This window comes from Armatimonas sp., assembly GCF_043757465.1.
GTDB lineage: Bacteria > Armatimonadota > Armatimonadia > Armatimonadales > Armatimonadaceae > Armatimonas.
Genome location: NZ_JAYVPL010000143.1, coordinates 1 through 22,527, shown reverse-complemented (window position 1 = coordinate 22,527; position 22,527 = coordinate 1). Strand labels below are relative to the sequence as shown.

The 22,527-nt window shown below is 60.2% G+C and carries 19 protein-coding genes; 11 read left to right on the top strand and 8 right to left on the bottom strand.

Annotation, left to right across the window (positions count from 1 at the left end):
* The first annotated feature begins 2 nt into the window (after positions 1-2).
* Positions 3-1,475: a DUF1501 domain-containing protein gene (locus ACH2ED_RS19770; RefSeq protein ID WP_395094446.1), complete on the top strand. Its 1,473-nt coding sequence runs from the start codon at positions 3-5 to the stop codon at positions 1,473-1,475.
* Between the two features lie 108 nt (positions 1,476-1,583).
* Here ACH2ED_RS19770 and ACH2ED_RS19765 read toward each other — a convergent pair whose 3' ends face one another.
* Entirely contained in the window at positions 1,584-2,996 is a 1,413-nt protein-coding gene (locus ACH2ED_RS19765; protein ID WP_395094445.1) for a serine hydrolase, read from the bottom strand.
* Positions 2,997-3,079: 83 nt separating this feature from the next.
* Between ACH2ED_RS19765 and ACH2ED_RS19760 the strand changes: the two genes are divergently transcribed.
* Positions 3,080-4,258 carry a hypothetical protein gene (locus ACH2ED_RS19760; protein WP_395094443.1) on the top strand — a complete coding sequence of 393 codons (1,179 nt, stop codon included), beginning with the start codon at positions 3,080-3,082 and terminating at the stop codon, positions 4,256-4,258.
* Between the two features lie 155 nt (positions 4,259-4,413).
* Here ACH2ED_RS19760 and ACH2ED_RS19755 read toward each other — a convergent pair whose 3' ends face one another.
* From ACH2ED_RS19755 to ACH2ED_RS19745, 3 genes are read right to left on the bottom strand one after another with little or no spacing between them, the layout of a single operon-like run.
* Complete coding sequence (locus ACH2ED_RS19755; protein ID WP_395094442.1) at positions 4,414-6,036, bottom strand: hypothetical protein; 1,623 nt, start codon at positions 6,034-6,036, stop codon at positions 4,414-4,416.
* Complete coding sequence (locus ACH2ED_RS19750) at positions 6,033-7,013, bottom strand: hypothetical protein (protein WP_395094441.1); 981 nt, start codon at positions 7,011-7,013, stop codon at positions 6,033-6,035. Before ACH2ED_RS19750 ends, ACH2ED_RS19755 begins: the two co-directional genes overlap by 4 nt.
* Positions 7,013-8,647, bottom strand: coding sequence for a formate--tetrahydrofolate ligase (locus ACH2ED_RS19745; protein ID WP_395094439.1), 1,635 nt, complete (start codon positions 8,645-8,647; stop codon positions 7,013-7,015). Before ACH2ED_RS19745 ends, ACH2ED_RS19750 begins: the two co-directional genes overlap by 1 nt.
* A 42-nt stretch (positions 8,648-8,689) precedes the next feature.
* On the opposite strand from ACH2ED_RS19745, the gene rbsK reads away from it, so the two are divergent.
* The 9 genes from rbsK to ACH2ED_RS19700 all read left to right on the top strand — a co-directional run bounded on the left by rbsK (position 8,690) and on the right by ACH2ED_RS19700 (position 17,261).
* A complete protein-coding gene (rbsK, locus tag ACH2ED_RS19740) occupies positions 8,690-9,571 on the top strand; it encodes a ribokinase (protein ID WP_395094438.1) in 882 nt (293 codons plus the stop codon).
* A complete protein-coding gene (locus ACH2ED_RS19735) occupies positions 9,568-10,380 on the top strand; it encodes a phytanoyl-CoA dioxygenase family protein (RefSeq protein ID WP_395094437.1) in 813 nt (270 codons plus the stop codon). The genes rbsK and ACH2ED_RS19735 overlap by 4 nt, the downstream gene beginning before the upstream one ends.
* Before the next feature lie 89 nt (positions 10,381-10,469).
* Positions 10,470-12,536 (top strand): redoxin domain-containing protein, encoded by a 2,067-nt coding sequence (locus ACH2ED_RS19730; protein WP_395094436.1) that lies wholly within the window; start codon positions 10,470-10,472, stop codon positions 12,534-12,536.
* A gap of 66 nt (positions 12,537-12,602) precedes the next feature.
* Positions 12,603-13,298, top strand: a complete 696-nt coding sequence (locus ACH2ED_RS19725) for a response regulator transcription factor (RefSeq protein ID WP_395094435.1) — start codon at positions 12,603-12,605, stop codon at positions 13,296-13,298.
* A complete protein-coding gene (locus tag ACH2ED_RS19720; RefSeq protein WP_395094433.1) occupies positions 13,295-14,728 on the top strand; it encodes a sensor histidine kinase in 1,434 nt (477 codons plus the stop codon). The genes ACH2ED_RS19725 and ACH2ED_RS19720 overlap by 4 nt, the downstream gene beginning before the upstream one ends.
* A 70-nt stretch (positions 14,729-14,798) precedes the next feature.
* Positions 14,799-15,320 (top strand): EF-hand domain-containing protein, encoded by a 522-nt coding sequence (locus ACH2ED_RS19715; protein WP_395094432.1) that lies wholly within the window; start codon positions 14,799-14,801, stop codon positions 15,318-15,320.
* Positions 15,304-16,203, top strand: coding sequence for an FAD:protein FMN transferase (locus tag ACH2ED_RS19710; RefSeq protein ID WP_395094431.1), 900 nt, complete (start codon positions 15,304-15,306; stop codon positions 16,201-16,203). Before ACH2ED_RS19715 ends, ACH2ED_RS19710 begins: the two co-directional genes overlap by 17 nt.
* A complete protein-coding gene (locus ACH2ED_RS19705; protein ID WP_395094430.1) occupies positions 16,181-16,669 on the top strand; it encodes a DUF2271 domain-containing protein in 489 nt (162 codons plus the stop codon). Before ACH2ED_RS19710 ends, ACH2ED_RS19705 begins: the two co-directional genes overlap by 23 nt.
* On the top strand, positions 16,647-17,261 hold the full coding sequence (locus ACH2ED_RS19700; RefSeq protein ID WP_395094429.1) for a PepSY-associated TM helix domain-containing protein: 615 nt from the start codon (positions 16,647-16,649) through the stop codon (positions 17,259-17,261). The genes ACH2ED_RS19705 and ACH2ED_RS19700 overlap by 23 nt, the downstream gene beginning before the upstream one ends.
* 28 nt (positions 17,262-17,289) lie before the next feature.
* On the opposite strand, the gene ACH2ED_RS19695 is transcribed toward ACH2ED_RS19700, so the two are convergent.
* The 4 genes from ACH2ED_RS19695 to ACH2ED_RS19680 all read right to left on the bottom strand — a co-directional run bounded on the left by ACH2ED_RS19695 (position 17,290) and on the right by ACH2ED_RS19680 (position 22,357).
* On the bottom strand, positions 17,290-18,969 hold the full coding sequence (locus tag ACH2ED_RS19695) for an ABC transporter ATP-binding protein (RefSeq protein WP_395094428.1): 1,680 nt from the start codon (positions 18,967-18,969) through the stop codon (positions 17,290-17,292).
* 57 nt (positions 18,970-19,026) lie between these two features.
* On the bottom strand, positions 19,027-19,671 hold the full coding sequence (locus ACH2ED_RS19690; RefSeq protein WP_395094427.1) for a polyphosphate polymerase domain-containing protein: 645 nt from the start codon (positions 19,669-19,671) through the stop codon (positions 19,027-19,029).
* 1 nt (position 19,672) lies between these two features.
* Positions 19,673-21,400 carry a CotH kinase family protein gene (locus ACH2ED_RS19685; protein ID WP_395094426.1) on the bottom strand — a complete coding sequence of 576 codons (1,728 nt, stop codon included), beginning with the start codon at positions 21,398-21,400 and terminating at the stop codon, positions 19,673-19,675.
* A gap of 213 nt (positions 21,401-21,613) precedes the next feature.
* Positions 21,614-22,357, bottom strand: coding sequence for a PEP-CTERM sorting domain-containing protein (locus tag ACH2ED_RS19680; protein WP_395094425.1), 744 nt, complete (start codon positions 22,355-22,357; stop codon positions 21,614-21,616).
* Positions 22,358-22,527 lie beyond the last annotated feature (170 nt).

Here is a 22,527-nt window from a genome sequence, read left to right as displayed (position 1 = left end):
ACATGAACAATCATTTTTGTAAGCGAACACGACGAGAGTTTTTATGGGAAGCGGGTGCTAAGTTCACCGGCCTCGCCATGACGGGCCTGCTCACTAAAGATGGCTTTTTCAACACCCCTGCTAATGCGCAGGCTTCCCCTGCGAGCGGGGGGCAGGGGGTGCTGGGAAATCCACTCGCTCCCAAGCCACCAATGTTCCCCACCAAAGCCAAGTCCGTGATCTTTCTCTTCATGTACGGCGGCCCCAGCCATATAGACACGTTTGACTATAAGCCCACGATGTACGGGCGCGATGGTCAGACTATCGAGGTCAAGACGTTTGGACGTGGCGGCAAGCGTAACCAGGGCCGCCTGATCGAACCCAAGTGGAAGTTTAAGCAATACGGCAAGTCCGGCAAGTGGATATCGGATTTATTTCCTAACGTCGGAAACTGCGTGGACGACATGGCGTTTATCCACTCCATGACGGCAGACTCTCCGATTCACGGCTCGGCGATGCTCCAGATGAACTCGGGCAAGATTCTCTCAGGCGCACCGTGTCTGGGCTCCTGGGTAAACTACGGCCTTGGGTCGGTCAATGAGAACCTGCCGGGCTTTGTGGTGATGCTGGATCAGTCCGGCGGCCCGATCTCAGGCGCAAAAAACTGGAGCAGTGGCTACATGCCCGCTAGCTACCAGGGAACCGTGCTGCGCCCTGTGGGCACGCCGATTCTGGATCTCGCGCGGCCTGCGGAGCTCTCACAAGATGCTCAGCGCCAGCTCCTAGACACGCTTCAGGAGTACAACCACGAGCATCTGACGCCCCGTGCGGACAACTCGAATCTGGCGGCTCGGATCGCCAGCTACGAGCTTGCCTACAAGATGCAGTCCAACGCGCCCGAGGCGGTGGATGTGGACAGCGAGCCCGAGCATATCAAGAAACTCTACGGCCTCGATGATCCTAAGACAGCAGATTTTGCGCGTAAGATGATCCTGACGCGGCGCTTGGTTGAGAAAGGCGTGCGCTTTATCCAGGTCTACTCCGGCGGCAGCCACAACGACGCGAACTGGGATGCGCACGGCGATTTAATGTTCAACCACACGCTCCATGCGGGCCGCACGGACAAGCCCATCGCGGCGCTGATGCAAGACCTGAAGCAGCGCGGTTTACTCGACTCGACGCTGATTATCTGGGGCGGGGAGTTTGGTCGTCAGCCCGTCGCGGAGTACGCGGCGGGCACGGGGCGCGACCACAATGCCTACGGTTTCACAATGTGGATGGCCGGTGGCGGCGTGAAAGGTGGCGTGAGTGTCGGTGCCACCGATGAGCTAGGCAGCCGCGCGGTGGATAGTCCGTTTCATGTCAAAAGCCTGCACGCCACCGCGCTCCAGCTCATGGGCCTCGAACCCAACAAGCTGAGCTATTTCTACGGCGGCTTAGACCAGAAGCTTGTCGGAGTGGAGCATGTTGAGCCCATCAAAGAGATTATCGCCTGATTTGTCCTACAGTAGAACCGCCCACAGAACGTGGGCGTCAGAAAGCCTGCGGCTGTAAAGTCGCTCCGCGACTCGGGAGTTTACCCGGGAGTTTCGAGTCGCTTAAAACTACTGCCGCGAAAAACTCTGATCCCACAAGTTGAGTACGGCCACGCTGCCGTCGGCCTTGAGGGTGAAGACGATGTCTAAGTTCGCAAAGCCAAGTTGCTCGGTGTCGGTGACAAAGGTGTCGTGGTGCCAGTGCTTGAGCGGTGCATCGAAGGCTTCCCAGGTGAGGTAGAGTTTGCCACTCTCTTCGCGCACGATTGCGGTGCCGTAGCCAGGATCGGTATAGGTACCCGCATAGCTTGCCAATAGTAGCGATGGTTTGGTATTCTTGTGGCGCTTCTCGGCCTTGGCTTTCTTATCGGTACGCGCTTTCTCGGTGTCTTTCTTTGCTTGAAGCTGAAAAATACGGTTCCAGTTCTTCCCGCCTTTCACGCCGAGCAGAAGATCCAAGAGGCTGTTGCGGACGATCTCAGGCAGGTAGCTGGCCATGTTCACGAGCACGACAAAGGCAACTCCCGCGCGGGGGCAGACAACCAAGTGGCTACGGAAGCCATCTATCGCGCCGCCGTGGGAGAGCACCAGCTGCCCCTGCCAGTCGTAGCGGCTCCAGCCAAGCGTGTAGGTCTGGTGCATCCGGTCGGGGTAGAGCTCGCGGGTGAGGTCATCCAACGGGACGATCATCTGTGGAGTATGCGTCTCGGCGAGGCTTTTCTGGCTCACGGGCGTCCCCTCGCCCCCCCCAGAGAGCTGGAACTTTAGCCAGTTTTCGAGCTCCCCTACACTGGCATTGATACAACCCGCCGGGCCGACATTAAAGAAGTCTAGTGGGGCGTCCAGGGCGACGACTTTCCCCTTCTTTTTCTGGTGCGGCCAGGCATGGTTCTGTGTCGGCACCAGGCCTGGCCCCGAAAACGTCACCGAGTGCAGGCCCAGTGGCTCCAGCAAGCGCATCTTGAGATAGGTCTCGAAGGGCATCCCCGCCGCCGCCGCCGCCGCTTCTCCCGCCGCGGCAAAGCACAGATTGCTGTACTGGTAGAGCCCTCGGTAGCTCGCCGTGGGCTTTAGAAAGGCCATTCGGGCCAGAATCTCGCTGCGCTGTAAGTTCGTGCGGTACCAGAGCGAATCGTGGCGCGGCAGGCCGGTGCGGTGGGAGAGGAGATCGCGGATCGTCACATTGGCGTCGGCGGTGGAATCAAGTAGTCGGAATCCGGGCAGGTGCTTGCGCACGGGATCGTCCCACGCCAGCTTGCCGTCGTCCACTAAACATGCGCACGCCGTCGCGGTGAAAGCTTTGGTGACACTCGCGATCGGGAAAAGTGTCTCCGGGGATACTCTCTCGTCCCCACCGAGTTTCTTCACGCCGTAGCCCTGCACATAGCTTCCTTCAGGTGTCACCACCGCAATAGCGGCTCCCGGCGCTCCAACTATTTTCATGGCGCGTGTCACAATTGCATCAAGACGAGTGGTGTTCATGAGGGCATTGTACCTGTGGATTTGTCCGGGTGGGAACGCGCGGGTAGGCAGGAAAAAGCCCTTGCTCTGTCGAAGCGGAAGGTATGCTGGCTGCGTTTCTCTGTCTTTTGTTTGCCGATCCCATCTCCTACCGGCTCAGCTTGGCGGATGGGACACGTACCACAGCACGTCTGACCCTGCCGACGACACCGGAGGGAGCGGTGCTGGTGGAGTCTGACGACACACGCTCGGTCTTCCGGCCTTACGCAGTGAGTGGCGCGACCGCGACCGTGGTGGGGAAACTCTCACGCTGGGAGGCCCTGCCCACTAAAGGCGGCTGGCTGCTCCAACGTCCTCGGGGTGGTGCCCTGCCACTGGATGCGCCACTACTGACATTTCATGATCTGCGCCTGTTTTTAGGCAAGCGGATCGCCGAGCAGGGGAGCAAGCCCCTGCGCTTCTGGCAGCTCGGCTATGCGAGCGAGCGGCCCGGGCTGGACCGGGTAGATCTGACGCCTTACGGAACAGAATCGGTTTCTGTCGGGGGAAAGCGGGTGATTGCCCGCCGCTACCGTGCAAGCATCAAGCTCTGGCTTAATGGAAAGACACAGCGCAGTACGCTCTACCTGGGGCCATCGGGAGAGCTTCTTCGTGCGGATCCGCCCTTTGTGAGCGCACCGCTGCGCGCCGCCTCGCTTCTGGCCAAAAATGCCGAGGGGGTTCTGACCATTACCTACCGCCAGCCGGGCTACTCTCTGCGTGCGGAGCCAACCGACACGGGCTATCAGATCAAGGCACTGGTAGAAGGGCACACCGTCGCGGGCAGTGTGCTCACGGATAAGACCGGCAAGCCACTGCGTATCGAGAACGACTTCCCTGGAAAGCCCTTTGTGGGGATCAGTGAGCCAGAAGGCTTGAGCTGGACCCTGGACGCGCCGCAGATCTCACGAACGGTTTTGCCCGACGAGGAGGATCTGCCGCTCTTTCCTGCCCAGCTCTTTGCCACGGCGCTCTGGGAGAAAGCGTTCTCCACAGTGGGGGTGCAGCATTCCGGGGTCTTGATGCTTCTGCACGATGGCCTCCCCGACGAAGTGACAATTGAGCGCCTCGCCGATCCGGCCATTGGGCTGCGTCGCTACCGCTTCACGGGCGAGACTTTCAAAGCCGACCTCATCACCGATGGTACCCGGCTACATCTGCTACGCCTCGCTGATGGGAGCCAGATTATTGCGAGTGATGGAGAAGGGCTTCTGAGTGGCGTGCCCGCCCTCACTTGGCTGTGACTCTATTTTTTTGGCTTTTAGGGACTTTTGGCACGGCACTTGCCTAGAGAAGTAAATGAAGAGATTTCTCGTTATGTTTGGTGTGACGAGAGAGCAAAAAAGTGGCCCGGGCAGGATAACCTGCCCGGGCCATTTTGATTTTTCAATTTTTCAATTTACAGAGGGATGAGCAGATAATCGGAGTAGACAGATTCGTTACTGCAGAGAATCAGCCCGTTGTCGCTCACATCCTCACCTATAATGATTAAGGTCGTCCCGAGTGGCACCAGATTATTGAGGTTCTGCACGATCCCGTTACGCCAGCGGAGCGCGAACTCAACGGAGCCACTGGCGACGGCGCAGCCAACGACTAAGTCATTGTCGGCGATATTAGTGCCGATGGCATAGCTCATTCCCTCAGGGGTAGGCAGTGCAACGACGGTGGCTCCCGTGGCGATTCCCATACTGGTCTTGCCTGAGGCACTCCCATAACAGGTTCCCAGTACCGAGCCTTTGGAGTTGATTTTCTCCGCCTGGAAGCTGGTAAAGCCTGCGGGAGGGAGCAAGAGCGAGATCGCTGAGTTCTGGTAGCGGTACCCCCGGTTGTACAGATCCAAGAGGGATCGTCCTACAACCGTGCCCGCGGCGTTGATGCCCTGCGCGGTGGACTGTCCGAACAGCGGAAGCCGGGTGAGGGTGGTGCCCTGAGCAAGCAGCGAGTAATTGACACTCCCTTCCGTGCCATAGCCCACAACCTGCTTGGTGTCGCTGAGATCCAGCGCCCCACGGAAATCGGAGGACAGTGTGGTGTAGATACCGTTCTCCCAGAGAAAGAACACGGCTGTTGTGGCGTTGGTGGCGTGGCCGAGAATTACCCCCGCGTTGTTGATCGCATCCATGAAGGTCTCGGTCATACCAGGGTAGGGGTCTATCGGGGCAAAGTCGCCGCCACTTTGGTCGGGGCGGAGCTTCCAGAGAAAGGGATAGCGCGAGGTGCCGCTGCGGAGATTACCCGTTACCCAGCCCTGGTTATTAACCGCCATCACGTCCATTCCCCCAGCCGTTTCAGGCTTGAAGATAGGCACGACTTTATACTCAATATCCGGGGAGACGGTGAGAGCTTCTTGAGCAGAGCGCCCCGACTCCTCATCGGTGGCCGTGACAAACGTCGTGCCCGCATTTCGTCCCTCAAGCTCGTAGCCGCTGGGGAGGATACGCGCGATATTGGGTTTCAAGGAGGTGAACTTCCAGCGTGTTGGGCTGGTGAGGACAAGGCTTCCAGCGCCATCACGTGCCCGCAGGCTCAGTGTCGCGATCTGCCCGATTTTTAAGGGATTGGGCGTGGCGACAAGCTCCACCTCGGTGATCGTGCTCTGCATCGTGAGCGAGAGGGTGGTATTTTCGTTGAGGCGGATCACGAGCTCCCCGGCACCACGGGCAAGGCTGACACCAGTTCCATTGCTTTCGGGATAGGCGCTGGCAACCACACCCAGGGTGCCTGTGGGGAGTGCTGGGAAATTGACCGTCGAGGTATTTCCCTCAGCGGGGCGCGCCACGATCTGTGTGGCACGGAGGGTATTTGTGCTGTCGCGCACCTGAACCTTGATGCTATTGGCCATGAGGGGAATCAGGCGACCGGGGGCGCTCCGTTCCGGCCAGAGGATGGTAAAGCGTGCACTCCCTTGGGTGGCACCCGACGTTATCGAAAGGGGCGTTGACGAGTGCCCGCCGCAGCCTGCCAGACTGAGAAGTGGAAGGCTACAGTAAAAAAACAAAGTGAGTCGCGAGGTAGGTTTCATTGGACAATCACCGTTCCTGAGCCCGACCCCACGGTCACGGTCGCGCGGTCTGATTTTGTGGGGTCTACCTGGCTCGTGACCACCACATGGTAGGTACCCGCAACCCCCGGAGCGGTGTAGAGCCCAGCCTCCGTAATCGTGCCTCCCTGTGGCTCCTCCACACTCACACTCCAGGTAGCCGTGGTATTGCCCGTGCCCGTTACTAAAACGGAGAAGGCAAGCTTCTCCGAGAGTGTCAGCGTGGGCAATTTGGGGGTGATGGTTACCTGGAGCGGGGCATCAACGACAACGCTCTGGGCACTACTGAGAACACCGTCCACGGACAGACGCAAGAGAACAACTCCGGCGGCAGCTCCCTGAAGACGGTGATCCGACGTAATCAGAGCCCGGCTGCTACTGGCACTGTCCGCGAAGGAGAGAAATGCTGAGCCGGGCGACAGCGCGACGAGTGCGCCGTTACTGTCGTGCGCTCTAAAGACAATCTCGGTGGGGATGCCGAGCTTGACATGCTGGTTGGGCTCAATAGACACCACGGAGACCATATTGGCAACGGTCACACTGCCGGTCAGCGCTCCTCCTGGCTCCAGGCTCAGGGTGCCACTCGCCTGGCCCAGCACCGGGCCACTCTGGTTGCTGTCGCTGTAGAAAGCGGCGGAGAACGCCTGAGCACCTGGGGGAAGGGGCGCGCTTGACTCTAGAATCTCGGTGTAGCTCTCCGTACGCGCGGCGCGATCCGCCTTGAGCTCCAGGCCATTGCCCACCACGATCCGGACGGAGCGAGCCGACGAGGGAGAAGTGAGGAGTGCCTCCGCACGGGAACGGGCGCTCCACTGAACCTGGAGACGGACACGGGTGAGTGCGGGAGCGGGGGAAGGGGTGGGGGCAGGGGGCTCGGCACTCCCTCCCCCACAGCCTATCAGAGAAGCACCGCCTCCCAGCAGGACGACTGCGGCGACGAATAACAGCGTGTGGCGCATCACATGACTCCTGAAATCTCTCCCGTATCGGAGAGGTGCATATCCAGCGCGGCGGGGCGCTTGGGCAGGCCGGGCATGGTGAGTAGTGCTCCGGCGTAGACCACCACAAAGCCCGCGCCCGCCGAGAGCTTGGCATCACGAATCGTGAGCGTGTGCCCGGTCGGAGCCGCGAGCTTGGTGGGATCGTCGCTGAATGAGTACTGGGTCTTGGCGATACAGACAGGCAGGTTCCCAAAGCCCCGCTTCGTGAGATAGCCCAGCCGGGTCTTTGCTGCCGGGAGAAACTCCACGCCGTCGGCGCGGTAGATTTCTCTTGCGACCGTCTCGATCTTCTTGCGCAGGGGCATCGCATCGGGGTAGAGCGGCGCAAAATTCGCTTTCTCGCTCGCCAGTGTCTCCTTTACCAGCCGCGCCAGTGCCTCGCCGCCCTCGCCCCCTGCGCCAAAGACATCCGACAACGCGACTTTGAGGCCGTGCGCCTCGCAGAGCCGCGCGAGTGCCTCTTCCTCCGCCACCGTGTCCGTCGGGAATCTATTGATCGCAACGACAACCGGGAGTCCAAACTTTTTGAGGTTCTCCGCATGCCGCGCGAGATTTGAGAAACCCGCTTGAAGGGCGGGTAAGTTCTCCGCCTTGAGACTGTCCAGTGCTACGCCGCCGTGCATCTTTAGCGCCCGGAGTGTGGCGACCAGCACGACCATATCGGGAGCGAGCCCGGCCTGGCGCATCTTGATGTCTAAGAACTTCTCCGCCCCTAGATCGGCTCCAAACCCCGCCTCTGTCACGCACACGTCACCGAGTGCCAGCGCTAGCCGGGTGGCGATCACGGAGTTGCAGCCGTGGGCGATGTTGGCAAACGGGCCGCCATGCACAATCACCGGGTTACCCTCAATGGTCTGCACTAAGTTGGGCTTGAGCGCGTCTTTGAGCAGAACCGCCATCCCCCCCTCGGCCTGGATGTCTGCCACCGTCACCGGCTCGTTGTCATCGTCTGCACCTACCACAATCCGCGCTAAACGCACTTTTAAGTCCGCGTAGCCCTCGGAAAGGCACAGAGTGGCCATCACTTCACTGGCTGCTGTAATTTCCACGCCCGTCTCGCGGGGAACCCCCTCACTCTTGCCACCCAGCCCGGTGATGATATTGCGCAAGGCACGGTCGTTCATATCTAAGCAGCGCTGGAAGCTGATGGCGCGCGGATTGAGGCGTTTCGCATTGCCTGCCAGCAGGTAGTTATCAATCATCGCCGCCAGTAAATTATTAGCTGCCGTGATGGCGTGCATGTCTCCTGTGAAGTGCAGATTAATGGCATCACTTGGCTCGATACGTGCCTTTCCGCCGCCCGTTGCTCCGCCCTTCACGCCAAAAACTGGCCCCAGCGACGGTTCCCGGAGCGCGGCGACAGCCTTCACCCCGATGCGATTAAGGCCCATGGTCAGGCCAATGGTTGTGGTGGTCTTTCCCTCGCCCGCTGGGGTGGGCGTTATGGCCGTGACGAGCACTAATTTTCCCTGTGGGCCACTCTTGCGTCTCTCCAGTACACTCAGTGGCAGCTTGGCAATTTGGTGGCCGTAGGGCTCAAACTCATCGCTCTCAAGGCCAAGGCGCTGAGCGATCTCAGAAATCGGTTGCATGGGAGTATTTTACCTGATGCCTGCTCAAGGTAAAATGCACGTATGCGTCCTCGAATTGTCGTGGTTGGTAGCTCCAATACTGATCTGGTTGTCGCTGTCCCGCAGATCCCCGCGCCGGGCCAGACGGTTCTTGGGGGTACGCTTCAGACGATTCCAGGGGGAAAGGGCGCGAATCAGGCCGTCGCTGCGGCGCGGCTAGGGGGAGACGTTCGCTTTATCGCACGACTGGGCGATGATGCCTATGGGGCGGCGGCGCGGGCAAACTTCGCAGCTGAGGGACTCGACACGCACTTTGTTTTGACGACACCGGGCGTTGCCTCGGGGGTCGCACTGATTGCGGTAGAGAGCACGACGGGGGAGAATAGCATCGTGGTTGCGCCTGGAGCAAATGCAAAGCTCCGTGCTGCCGATATTGCGGCCGCAAGCCCGGCTTTTGACAAAGCTGCTGTGATTGTGATCTCGCTAGAAATCCCCGATGATGCGGTTTTTGCCGCCGTGGAGGCAGGCCATGCGCGGGGGATTCCGGTGCTCCTCAACCCCGCTCCCGCACGCCACTTGCCCGGAGACATCCTCCGAAAACTCGCCGTCCTAACCCCCAACCAGAGCGAGCTGGCGCAGCTGGGTGGCAGCGAAGCACTTCTGGCACAAGGAGTCGCCGCGCTCGTCACGACCCTGGGAGCCCAAGGCGCACGCCTTGAGCAGCTCAATGCTCCTACGGAGCACTTCCCTGCGCCTGTTGTGACAGCTCTGGACACGGTTGCCGCCGGAGACTGCTTCACAGGAGCGCTCGCTGTCGAGCTGGCACGCGGCCAGTCCCTTCCCGCCGCGATCCGCTTTGCCTGCGCCGCTGCCGCCCTCAAAGTCACGCGCATAGGCGCACAGCCTGGCCTGCCGTACCGCGACGAGGTACTCGACGTCTTATGAGCTACACTCTTTCCTACCATGTCCACCACAACCACACGCCAGACCGTCCGGTCACCGTTCAGGCGACACCTGAGCAAGTTCAGTCTCTGGTAGACAATGGCTATCTGGTAATTGAGCGACTCTTTACAGGCGAGGCACTGGAGCGGCTTCGGGAGGCGATTCTGGAAGTCGCCGCGCAGGAGGGACATGTCGCACGCTCGGGGCGCGAGTGGGGCGGGGTTTTCCTGCGGCACTTAATGGAAAAACACCCCGCATTCCTAGAGCTGTTTCGGCTGGAGCCCTGCCTCTCGATTGCGCGGGCGACGCTGGGGCCACAGGTGCAAGTGCTCCCGATGACAGGCCGTATCGCGTGGCCCGACGAGCAAGGTCAGGCCACTCCTTGGCACCTCCATCAGCGGGTTGTGCCCTCGCCGCGCCCGGCGTTTTTCTGCCTGCCTCATGTGATTGATGCCCTGATCTATCTCGATGATCTGGACGAAGCGAGTGGCCCCGTCTGTGTGGTGCCAGGCTCGCACCGCTGGGAGGATCGGGAGTTTCCCGGCGGCCCCCACGATGATATCGAAGGTCAAGTGGCACTGAGCGTCCCAGCGGGCAGTGTGGTGATGATTCACGGGAATCTCTGGCACCGAGGGCTTCCCACGACGCCACAAGGGACAATCCGGCGGCTGCTGATCCTGCCCTACACACACCCCTGGATACAGCTTCCCACTTTTGGAGACCGCCCCCAAAACGGCCTGATGCGCCCGCTTTTTGAGTCTCCTGATCAAGAAACGCGCGAGCTACTGGGGATCCCTGAAGGAATCTACTGATGAATCTACTGGTGATGGTCTCTCTCAGAATTTGCCTCTGCACAACGGATGCAGACAGGGTACAATTTCGCAAAGGAACTTGAATCCGTATGAAACGATGCGTACTGTCCTGTTTTGCTCTCATTGGTGTTAGCGGCGTGACGACGCTTGCCCGTGCACAGGAGCCGGTTAAGCCTGCGTTTGGGCACTCGATGCAGGGTGAGGCGTTCAATGAAGGGCCGCGTCAGAAGGCCGTGCTGATGAAAGGTATCCCGAAGATTGAGTTCCCCACCAGCACGAAAAACAAGCAGGCACAGAAGTTCTTCGAGCAGGGCGTGGCGCAAGTTCATGCCTACTGGTACTTTGAGGCCGAGCGCTCGTTTCGTCAGGCCGCCGATCTCGACCCCGAGTTCGCCATGGCCTACTGGGGCATGGCCCGCGCCAATGTGAATAATAGAACCCGTGCCAAAGGGTTCGCCCAGAAAGCCAAAGAGAAGCAAGGCAGTGCCAACCCGCGTGAGCAGGGCTACATAGACGCCATCAATTTCTTTGGAAACAATAAAAACGACGAGTATATAGCAACCCTTCGTAAGCTGGTCGCGGACTATCCACTCGATATCGAGGCTACGGCGCAGCTTGCCCATGAGCTGCAAGAGCGTGCGTTCGACAAGCCACGCCAGGACGAAGTGGAGCGACTGACCCAAGAGGTCCTCGCCGTCAACCCCATGCACCCGATCCACCACTACAGAATCCACCTCTGGGATAAGCCAAACAACCAGAACGCCCTCGACTCCGCGCATAAGTCCGGGCTCGCGGAGCAGGCTAGCGCTCACATGTGGCACATGGAAGGCCATATCTACACCCAGCTCAAGCGCTACGGCGATGCCGCCGTCTCGCAAGAAGCGTCGGCGCGGGTGGATCATGCGCACATGGGCCGTGTGCAGATCATCCCCGACCAGATCTTTAACTACGCCCATAACAACCAGTGGCTTTCCGAGAGCTTTGAGTTCACCGGGCAGCCGCAAAAAGCGCTGGAAGTGGCGCGTAACTTAGTGGCCAACCCACGCCATCCCAAATACAACACGCTGGCTGGGTTCTCTGGCAGCGCCAGCCAGGGCTTTCCACGTCTGCTCGAAACCCTGGAGCGCTACGAGCTCTGGGAGGCGGCGCTCAGTGAGAAGTTCGAGAGCATTTCCAGTAAGCCCGAGTGGGAGCGCAACCGCCTGCGCCTGCTCGGCTGCGCCGCCTACGCCACGGGCAAGCGTGCCCTGGGACAAGCCTATCTCGACGAGCTTGCCAAGCTTAAAGACAGTGAGAAAGCTATCGCCGCTGTGAAGTGCTACGCCGCGCTGGGTGAGAACAACTCTGCCGATGCCAGCAAGCAGCTCGACGCGGCGGGGCTCCCCAAAGAGCGTGAGGCGCTGCTTCGCCTCCAGCTCGGTGAGCTAGACAAGGCGCTGACGCTCGCCCGCGACGCGGCAAAGAGTCGCCCCAATCAGGTGCTTCCGCAGGCCACACTCGTGCGTGTTCTCCACGCTAGTGGAAAGCTCGACGAAACCAAGAGCGAGCTGGAAAAACTGCGCCCCCTCGCTGCTCGTGCTGAGCTGGATACCCCACTGCTCGCCGTCCTTGGCTCTGTCGCACAGCAGTGTGGCACACCTGGCGACTGGCGCGGTGCCCCGCCCGCCGACCCGCTCGCTCTGTCCCGGCCCAAGATCGAGAGCCTTGGCCCGCTCTCCTGGGTTGCGCCCATGGCACCGAGCCTCTCGCTCAAAGACGGCAACGGCAAGAAGATCTCCCTGAAAGACTACGCGGGGAAGCCTGTCATCGTGCTCTTCTTCCTCGGAGCCGCCTGCGAGCGCTGTATGGAGCAGATCAACGCTTTCTCAACTGAGGCGGACGCTTTTCGGAAGGCGGGTTTTGAAATTATTGCTGTCAGCCCGGATCCCACAAGCGAAGTCAAGAAGATGAAGCCCTTCCCCTTCCCGGTTCTGGCCAACCCCGATCTGAAGACCTTCAAGTCCTGGCGGGCGTTTGATGACTTCGAGGACATGGCGCTTCACGGCACGTTCCTCGTGGACGGCACCGGCAAGCTCCGCTGGATGGACACGGGCTTCGCGCCCTTCACGGATGCAAAGTTCGTGCTGGGGGAAGCGCAGCGCTTGCTCAGGCTCTGAGCACTCGCCTGATTCTGACCACTCGATTTAAGAATTGCTTCACGGTTCTCGATTAGAATAGGAACCATGGCACGCTTATTACTAATTGAGGACGAAGAGCTTCTCGGCGAGATGATTGTTGAGGGGCTTGAAGCGGCTCGGCACGAGCTTGCCTGGTGCCGCAATGGAGCGGAGGGCTTCGAGCGTGCGTGCGAGGGCGGCTGGGCGGTGATCCTACTGGATTTAATGCTGCCCGGAATGGATGGCTGGAGTGTCTGCCGCCGCCTACGGGATCGGCGCGACACCACCCCCATTCTGATGCTCACGGCGCGTGATGAAGTGGAAGAGAAAGTACGCGGGCTAGAGCTCGGGGCCGATGACTATCTCACCAAACCCTTTGCCTTCCCCGAGTTCAAGGCACGTATCGCCGCACTGCTGCGCCGTGAGCGACTCCAGCGTCGCCGGACAATCCAGGTAGCGGACCTGGTCATTGACACGGATCTCCACGAGGTCACCCGCGCAGGAAAGAGCGTCGCGCTCACACGCCGCGAGTTTGAGCTACTAGAGGCACTGGCAGCACGCGCCGGGCATGTCGTAAGCAAAGAGGCGCTACGGGCACTTTGGGGGGGCGATGCCGAGGTGGGCTCCAATACGATAGATGTTCACATGGTTGCGCTCCGTCGCAAGCTCGATAGTGAGCGCCCCGAGAACGCGCGCCTTTTCCACACGGTTTATGGGCTAGGCTACGTGCTTCGAGAGCCCAGTGGAGAGGCGCAACCATGAAGCAATCTAAGCTCTCGATGACATGGCGAGCGCGCCTGCTCAATGGCGCACTCAGCGGCCTGGCATTGATCGCACTGGTCGGGCTGGCCCAGAGCCGTATCCGTACTGTGCTTTATGATGCCGTGGATCGCGCTGTGCAGTCGCAGGCAGAAGAAGCCCTCAAGCATGGCTACCCTCCGTTTATGCAGGGAGGGCGTGAGGGACGGAGTGAGGGAGGGCGTGGGCGTGGCTTCTTTGACTTTGGGCGCGGGCGTGGACCGTTTGGGGGGGGCGAGCCTCCCATTTTGCGCTTCGGCACCACTGCACTTCTTCCTCCACGGCGCATCCCACTCCAAGGCCCCCCCGATCCGGGGCGACCACTCTGGTCTAAGGCGGGTTTTGAGGCCGCAAAGCAGCTCGGGAAAGATATCCGCGAGGAGCGGGGCAGCGACGGTAAGCTTCTGCATGTCTTCTCGATCCGAACAGAGGGCCATGTGCTCCAGACGGCGGCTAGTCTGGAAGAAACCCAAGCCGTTCTTGCCGAGATTCAACGTGCTCTCTATGCTTTGATTCTCCCGGTCGGGCTATTGATGGCACTTTTGGGAGCACTGCTCACCGATATTGCTTTTGCTCCGATCCGCAAGCTCGCCCGCGCTGCTGCCGCGCTCCAACCCACGAATCTTGCAGCGCGTCTGCCACAGCCGGGTGGCAGTGACACCTTCGATCAGCTTGTCACGGTGCTAAATGCGATGCTCTCTCGCATGGAGGCGGCCTTTGTGCGCCAGAAGCGCTTCACCGCCGATGCAAGCCACGAGCTGCGCACGCCGCTTGCTGTGATCAAGGCCGCGACCAGCTTTCTGCTAGAGCCGGGAGACGAGCCGCTCACGGAGCGTCAGCGCCGGACTCTCTCGCGTGCGGATCGAACCGTGGATCGCGCCAATACGCTGGTCTCGGATCTCCTGCTCCTAGCTCGCTCCGAGAACGGGAGTCTGACGGTGCAGGCCGAGTGTGTGGATCTGACCGAGCTCCTCACAGAGGCGGCGCGTGCGGCGGAGTCGGGGCAGCCTGCGCCACACGCTCCGGTGCTACTGGAGGTCCCTGACGCGACGCTCACGACGGACCCAAAGCTACTGCACCGTGTGGTGGTGAATCTGGTGAGCAATGCCCTGCGCCACACCTCCGCCGAGGGGAAAGTGACCGTCGGTGCGACTCTGACTGACAGCCTCGTCCTAACCATCACGGACACGGGCGAGGGAATCGCGCCCGAACACCTGGAGCGCCTCGGTGAGCCCTTCTACCGCCCCGATGCCTCCCGCGCCCGTGAACAAGGTGGTGTCGGCCTTGGGCTAGCGCTCTGCAAAGAGATCGTGAATACACTGGGGGGGACACTCACCATCCAGAGCACGCTTGGTGTAGGCACCACCGTGACGGTGATACTGTCTGCGGCCTGAAGCGTTTCCATGTCCGTCATTATTTCTTCATGATTTGGCGAGATACTAAAACTAAGGAAGGTTGATAACTATGAAACGACAGTTTTTAGCACTGGCCGCTCTTGCCCTTTGTGGCGCAGTAGCATTTGCTCAGGGGGGCTTTGGCGGACGCGGTGGCGGCATGCGCATGAACCCGATGATGAAAGCGATTGATAAAGATGGCAATGGAGAACTCTCTGCGGCGGAGATTGCAGGCGCAGCGGCGGCGCTGAAGACACTCGATAAGAATAAAGATGGCAAGCTGACCGAGGACGAGCTACGTCCTCCGATGCCGCAAGGCGGCTTTGGAGGGCCTGGTGGTCCGGGGGGCGAGCGTGGCGGCATGATGGGCGGCCCGCCCGATCCCGCGCAGATGGTGAGCATGCTCATGGCCAACGATAAGAACAAAGACGGTAAGCTCAGCAAAGCCGAGCTACCCGAGCGTATGCAGGCGATCATGGCGCGCGCGGACACCAATAAAGATGGCTTTCTTTCCAAAGAGGAGCTGACCAAGTTCGCCTCCAGCATGGGTGGCCCCGGTGGGCCGGGCGGACCCGGTGGACCTCCTCGCTAAGCTCAAGTGGAATCGCGCATGCTGCTGGACATTTCACCACGAGCAGATCCTAGGGACGTCGCTGGTTCTCCGGTTCCACACCTCATCGCAGGTCGTGGCACGAAAAGCTGAGCAAGCAGCGCTGGCGGAGATTGCGCGGCTGGAGAAAATTTTCAGCAGCTTTGATCCGGGCAGTGAGCTGCGCCGCTGGCAAGGCACGCAGGCACTCTCGCCCGAGCTTGGGGAACTTTTGGCGGCGTCGGAGCACTGGAGTAAGAAAACCGGGGGGGCGTTTCACCCTGGTGTCACACAGGGCTTGGCTCCGCTCTGGCGAAAAGAGAGCAACGGGTGTCACACACGGCTCGCCGATACTTTCTTGACTCTGAACGCCATTGCCAAGGGCGAGATCGTGGATCATGTGTGTGATGTCGTGCATGATCCGGCGGGGGGTGTCTTTGAGCTCGTGGTCAATATTGGTGGCGACCTGTGTGTGCGCGGTGAGCGTCGGGTGCAGGCGACGGTGAGCGCAGAGGCAGAAAACGCGCCGCCGCTCTCATCGGTGTGGCTGTGCAATCAAGCGCTGGCGACCAGTGGAACCGCGCGGCGTGGGCTGCATCTGCACGATCCGCGCACGGGTCAGCCCGTGACACATCTCTTGAGTGCCTCGGTGATCGCCCCAAGTGCGCGTGTCGCGGATGTTCTCGCGACTGCATTTTGTGTGCTGTCCGTAGAGGAGAGTCTGGCGCTTGCGGAGAACGAAGAGGGCGTGGCCTGTTTTCTGGTCACGGCTGACGGACAGAAATTTCAGAGCCCACGCTGGGCAGAGTGGGAAACCTTCCCCCAGCCCCCTCCGGCTTCGCGAAGGGGGGAGAGAATAAACTATGCAAAAGAAACCTTGGGATAACTCACTGGAGCTACAGATAAATTTTGAGATCAACAGCCCCGGTCAGGGAGGCTTTCGTCGCCCGTATGTCGCCGTGTGGATCGAGGACAGAGAGGGTAGCCCCGTGCGGACGCTGGAGCTGTGGTTCCAGCAGGGGGGACGAGGGCTACGCTGGCTACGCGACCTGCGGGCGTGGGTACGGGGCGAGCAGCTGCGTAAGCTGGCGGAGGGCGGCGATCTGGCGGCCACCGCTTCGAGCGCGACACGTCAGCCCGGCAAGTACAGCGTGGTCTGGGACGGTAAAGACGACCAGAAGAAGCCCGTGAGCCAGGGGGAGTATTTTATCTGTGTGGAAGCGGCGCGTGAGCACGGCACCTACCAGCTGATTCGTAAGAGCTTCCCGCTGCTGAACAAGCCCCTCAAGGCCGAGCTCGGCGGCAACTTTGAGATCAAGAGCGCGGATATTGAGCTCCGAAAAAAGAGATAAAGCGCCTCGTCCACTCCGGCTGCGCATTCACTCCGGGATTCGCTGGCTGCATACCTATCTCTCGCTGGTAAGCCTGCTCATGGTGCTGTTTTTCAGTATCACAGGTCTGACCCTCAACCACGCGGAGTGGATTGTCGGGGGCTTGCGCCAGACCGAGAAAACAGGCCAGCTTCCCGTCGAGTGGCTGAGTGGTGCGGAGCCTAAGAAGCTGGAGATCGTCGAGAAGCTACGGAGCACGTTTGGCGTGCGCGGCGCGGTGGATGAGTTCCGGGTGGACGAGCGCGAGTGTACGGTCGCGTTTAAAGGCCCAGGCTACGCCGCCGATGCGTTTGTGACGCGCTCCACGGGCGCACTGAAGCTCAGTGTCGCCGAGGAAGGGAGCCTAGCGGCGCTCAACGATCTGCACAAGGGCCGCCACACGAGCAAGACTTGGGCATGGGTGATTGACATCTCGGCGATCTTGCTCACTCTGATCTCACTCACGGGCTTGGGGCTTCTGTTCTATCTCAAGCGCATCCGCACCCTGGGTCTTATTGTGGTGGCTATGGGAGCAATCTTGCTGTTTGTTCTTGCCCGGCTCGCTCTGGGTTAGGGCACTCCTTAACCCCCGTCGGGTACTCTCAAGGTGGGGAGGGGGTCAGTGTCTGATTTTCGACCCGGAGCACGCGGTTCATGCCGCTAAGAGCGCTCTCACGGTGGGTGACGAGCAGCACCGTGCGGCCTTCCATCAGGCGCTCCATCGCGCTCAAAACTTCCTGCTCGGTCGTTGCGTCGAGGGCGCTGGTGGGCTCGTCTAGGAGCAGGATCGGGGCGTTGCGCAGAAAGGCGCGGGCTAAACCAACCCTCTGACGTTCCCCGCCCGAGAGGGCCGCGCCGCGCTCGCCGACTTTGGTTTGGTAGCCGTCGGGGAAGCGCCCAACGGCCTCATGAAGCTGAGCGGCTTTGGCGGCGGCTTCTATTTCTGAAAGTGTGGCACCGGGCTTGCCCACCGCGATATTCTCCGCGAGCGTCCCCGGAAGCAGCACCGTCTCCTGAAAAACCATGGCAAGCTGTGCCCGAAGCTCCGTCAGCTTGAGCTCCGTGAGCTTGATGCCGTCCAGATAGATCTCGCCGCCGGTCGGAGCGTAGAGGCGCATCAGGAGCGAGAGCAATGTGGACTTGCCGCTGCCCGTCTCGCCCACAATCCCGATGCGCTCACCGGGCGCGACGGTAAAACTCACATTTTCCAGAACGGGGCGGCGTGGGTCGTAGCCAAAGCTGATGTTCTCAAAGCGTAGCTCGCCACGGAGTGGTTGGGGCAGCGGCGTCGGGTTGGCGTGCTCTGGCACCTCGGCGGGCTCTGTCAGCAACGTCGTGGCGCGCTCCAGTCCGGCCATCTGGTTTTGCAAGCTCGCCCACTTCTTGCCGAGTGTTTTGAGGGGGCTATACACTTGGTTGAGGTAGTGGAGCCCCAGCAGAACCTGGCCGACCGTAAGCGTCCCACGCTGCGCTGCCGCCACTCCAATATAGAGCGCCGCCGTCGTTCCTAGCGCCGTGAGAGTCTGGATTCCCATCCCAAAGAGCCCATCGAGCAGCGCAATCCTGAGCCGCACTTTGACGGCCTTCTCCGACGCTTCGGCGAAGCGCTGCGTTTGCGCGTCCTCGATTCCAAACGCCTTCACGCTGGTCAGTGCACCCAGTGTGGCTTGCACAATACCAAGCGCCTCACTCTCTTTCTGCTTGGCATCGCGCGAGGCCGCTTTCAGGCCGGGGCGGGTGGCGCGTGCGGCCAATAAGAGCGGGGGAGCCAGCGCCGCACCCACCCACCCGAGGCTCGTGTCCAGATGAAAGAGTGCGGTGAGCATTAAGGCAAGCGTGGTAATTGCCGTGAGAACGGGAAGCGCTCCATCCAGCAAGAACCACTCAATGGACTGGGCATCGGATTGGATGCGGTAGAGCGTGTCGGTTGTGCCAAGCTCAATATGCCGCGCCAGTGAGAGCCGCTGGGCCGCTGCAAAAAGCCGTGCCCGTAGATCGCGAATCAGCCGCTGCCCAAGCCCTGTAGAAAGCAGCGCACTGGCTAGCCCTTGGCCCTGTGCGAGCAGCGTGACAAGCAAGCTCGCCGCGCAGAGCGCGGGGAGCGCACTCCCCGAGAACGGCACTAGCCAGCTAGGCATCGCACGTTTTTGCAGCAAGACATCCAGCGCTGTCTGAAGCGGAATCGGCGCGAGCACCGCCAGCCCTGCTCCAAGAAGCTCCAGAAGCAACAGAAGCAGAAGCTGCGGCCAGAAGCGACGTGCCAGCCGCAGAACTTCTGTCATGGGGGCATTATAACTCGCTTTGACCGCCCACGTTCCTGTGGGCGGATCAAACGTGGTTTATGCCTTCTCAATCGCGGTTCGGTACTTGGAGAACGACTCGGGAAGCAGGCCCAGCTCCATCGTGAGTTGCTCCAGCTCCGCGGGCAGAGCGTTCTCGTACTTGATCTCCAGAATGCGCCCCTCGGTGAGGGGGAAGCCTACTCCCTGGCTCCCATCAAACAGGGGAAACTGAAGGCTCTGTTGTGGGCTCGCCTGAATCTGATGATCCAATGTCAGGCGAACCTCTTCTCCGCCTAGCTTTCCGACAAAGGCATCACGGGTATAGGTCACTAGGCGTGTCGGAGAGAGGCTTTGCTTGTGGATTGCTTTCTGGAACCAGCCCGGCAGGCTCTCCGGGAGCTGCCCTAGAGATAGGGCACTGCGGCGCTTGTGCACCTTGCCGGGCTCGGGCTTGACCTTGAACTCCGCAAAGATGGTCTCCGTGGTGCTGTAGCGCCGCAACCGCCACTTGCCCTGTATCTCCCGTCGGTAGGAGGCAAGATCGGGAGTGTCAAGATAGAGACTGGCGACGGCGTAGCGTCCTCCGTAGGGATCAGGAGGGAGCAGCGCGCCAACCGCACTCAGGAGGGCGGCGGCGGCACTCTCGGGAACCAGGTACTTGCGCTCAAACCCCGCGCGGACAATCTCTCCCTCTCCAGTCATCCTAAAAACCTCCTCCAAAGTCGGGCGGGGGGAGGATTTTTACCAAGCCTGCGCCTACCTCGGGGACATTGAGCTTGCCGTCTTTATTGGTGTCCCAGCTCGCGCCCCACTGCGCCATCGTGGCAGTGAAAGTCGCGACGGGGATGCTTTCTTTGGCTTTGAGAGCGCTCCATATCTGTGGCCCGAGAAACTGTCCCGGCCCAAAGCCGCCACCCAGCACCGCGCCCACGCCTGCCGTCAGCTCCTCTTGAGTCAGCTTGCCGTCTTTGTTTTTATCGCAGAAGACCGCGCCTTTTTTCCAGGCATCGTTGAAGGCGGTGAGCGTCGGCGCTTCGCCTGCGCCGGTGATCTGCAAAAAACTCGTCCCCAGCATCGCGGCCATATCGAAGCCGCCACCAGGACCTCCCGGCCCGCCTGGCCCACCGCCTTGGGGAACCACACCCTCTTCTTTACCCTCTAGCTGAGCGAGCACCGAGGTGGAGCGCTGGGCAAAGAAGGCTTTAAGGTCATTGGTACCACCAAACCCGCCCCCCCCTCCCGGCCCACCCACGCGCCGTCCTCCCGGCCCACCGGGAAAGCCGCCGCCTGCGTCTTTGGGATCTAACGCCATGATGGGTTTGGCCGCCGAAGCAACCGAGTCATGTAGGGCATCTAGCTCCGTTATTATCTTGGCACCCTCGCGGCAAGACTTGTTGTACGCCGCTCGGAACGCGGGGATCGCCAGAAAACGATCCGTGAGCTTGCTCTCGCCGTTGTAGGGCTTCTTCACCGACAGATGAATCGGGTCGCCGATAGGGAAGCCACCAAACGCCATGTTTAAGTCCCACGGAAGGTAGACGAATTTATTGGTCTTGGGGTTGAGCCACAGATAGAAGTTATGGCCCATCGCGAACATATTGTCGCCATTGGATGTCACCGCCGTGGCGGCTAAGAACTTCGCGAAGCCCTCGGTGTCCAGAAAATTGCCGATCTCTTTCTGGAACGTTGGCTCGTCGGACTGGTGCACGAGCTTGGCAAAGGCGATCAGCCGCGCTTTCTCTTGCGTGGTCGGCTTGCCCTTGGGATCGTAGCCTTTCTCGTAGCGCGCCCAGTCATCCCCGAGGTAGGTTATACCGCCGCGTGCCCCCTCGGGCTTGAGAAGCATGCCATCCCCTGTGCCGAAGTACTCCTTCAGGAAATTCGAGTCCACTTGCTGTGCCAGGGTGTAGAGCCCCAGCGACTTTTCTTCCCCCGCCAGTGTGAGCGACACTTTTGCCAGCGAGGTGCGCGGCGAGGGCAGGCCCATTCTGCGAAAAATCTCGTAGGCCAGTGTCTCCCGAATCTGGGTGCGATCTGAGAAGTTGTTATTCAGATTGAGCTTGGTGACTCCCTGATGGCTCTGGCCCTTTACGTACTGGTTGAAATCAATCTTAAAAGGCCGCTTGAGACCGCGTGAGCTGCTCATGTAGCTGGAGTTGCCCTTGAAGCGCAGCCCGACCACATAGTCCTTGCCATCCACCGTGACTGAGGACTTAATTTCCGGGAACTCCATACCCATGCTGCCTGGAGCACCTGGCTGTCCTCGTAAGGGAGCCATGCTGTCCCACTGCTCCTGTGTGAGAGCAAGCTGAATGGTATGTACCTGTGTGGGTGCAAAAAACGCCGCGCCTGTCTTATCTTGCGCATGCACTGATGGGCTAACCAGGGCCAAAAATGTCGTCAGGGTGATCATGGGAAACAGAGTGTTCATGTCTGGCAGTTTAGTTCGGCAAGATTAAGAGATCATGAAGCCTTGGACGAACTAAAAGACTATCGCCAGACTGCCCACAGAACGTGGGCATCACTAGGCGTTCCGCCAAAAAGTCGCTCCGCGACTACCAGATTTCCCAATCGCGGAGCGATTTCTTAGCCTTAGGCTTAATGACGCCCACGTTCTGTGGGCAGTCTGTCTGGATTCGAAAGTCTACTTTCGGCGACGGCGTCCCAGGAGTCCGAGCAAGCACAGAAAGAGTGTCTCCGGCTCGGGGACAGTGACCTCCTGGGCAGTCAGCGTGGTTGGTGTGGTGATAATCCCCAAACTGGCGAAAGTCGTTGAGGAACTCGTGGAGATTGCTCCTCCGTTGTAGTCCTGGTTGATGGTGTTCCCCTGCTGCGAGGTTGCGATCACAAACCCAAGCGTGGTGTCCTGGTTGATCGAGATCGCGGTGGGGCGTCCGCTCCCCACGGTGTTGAGGTTGTTTACCAGATCCTGGAAGGGGACCGAAAAGCTCAGGAAATAATCCGTTGCACCACCCCCATCTACGTCGAAGTTGGTTCCCGCGTAGTTGGCTGCACCCACGGCGGCCCAGTCGTAGTTGCTGGCTGTGTGGATGTAGGGTGAGGGACTCAGGTCGGTACTGATAATCGAGGTGGTGCTCGGGGAGTTATTGCTGCCTGTGCCAGGGTTCCGCAGCACATTCTGGGCGGTACTTCCTTGGCGGTTCACTCCCGTGAAGATGTCAATGGCACCATCGCTATTTGCATCAATCCCCACCCAGATATAGCCGCTGTAATTGACGGCCTGGCTATCTTCAGCCACCCGGACGCGAAAGTAGAGGGTTCCATCCGTAAGGCTTCCCGCGCTTGCGGGGTCGAACGCCGTATAGGCACTGGGAACCGCAGCGGTTCCCACCAGATCGGACTCACGCTGACCCGTCTGCTGATCCAATGAGGGATCTGATCCATTAATGCCGCCGTACTTGATCGCTTTCCACTGACTTGTTGAGCTAGAAATGAACTGGTAACTGCTCAGGTCTTGCCTGAGTGCCTATCTTACAGTATACTCCCAGCCAAGAATGAACCGAGAGGAATTTGACAGACTTACCCGAGAAGATCCCG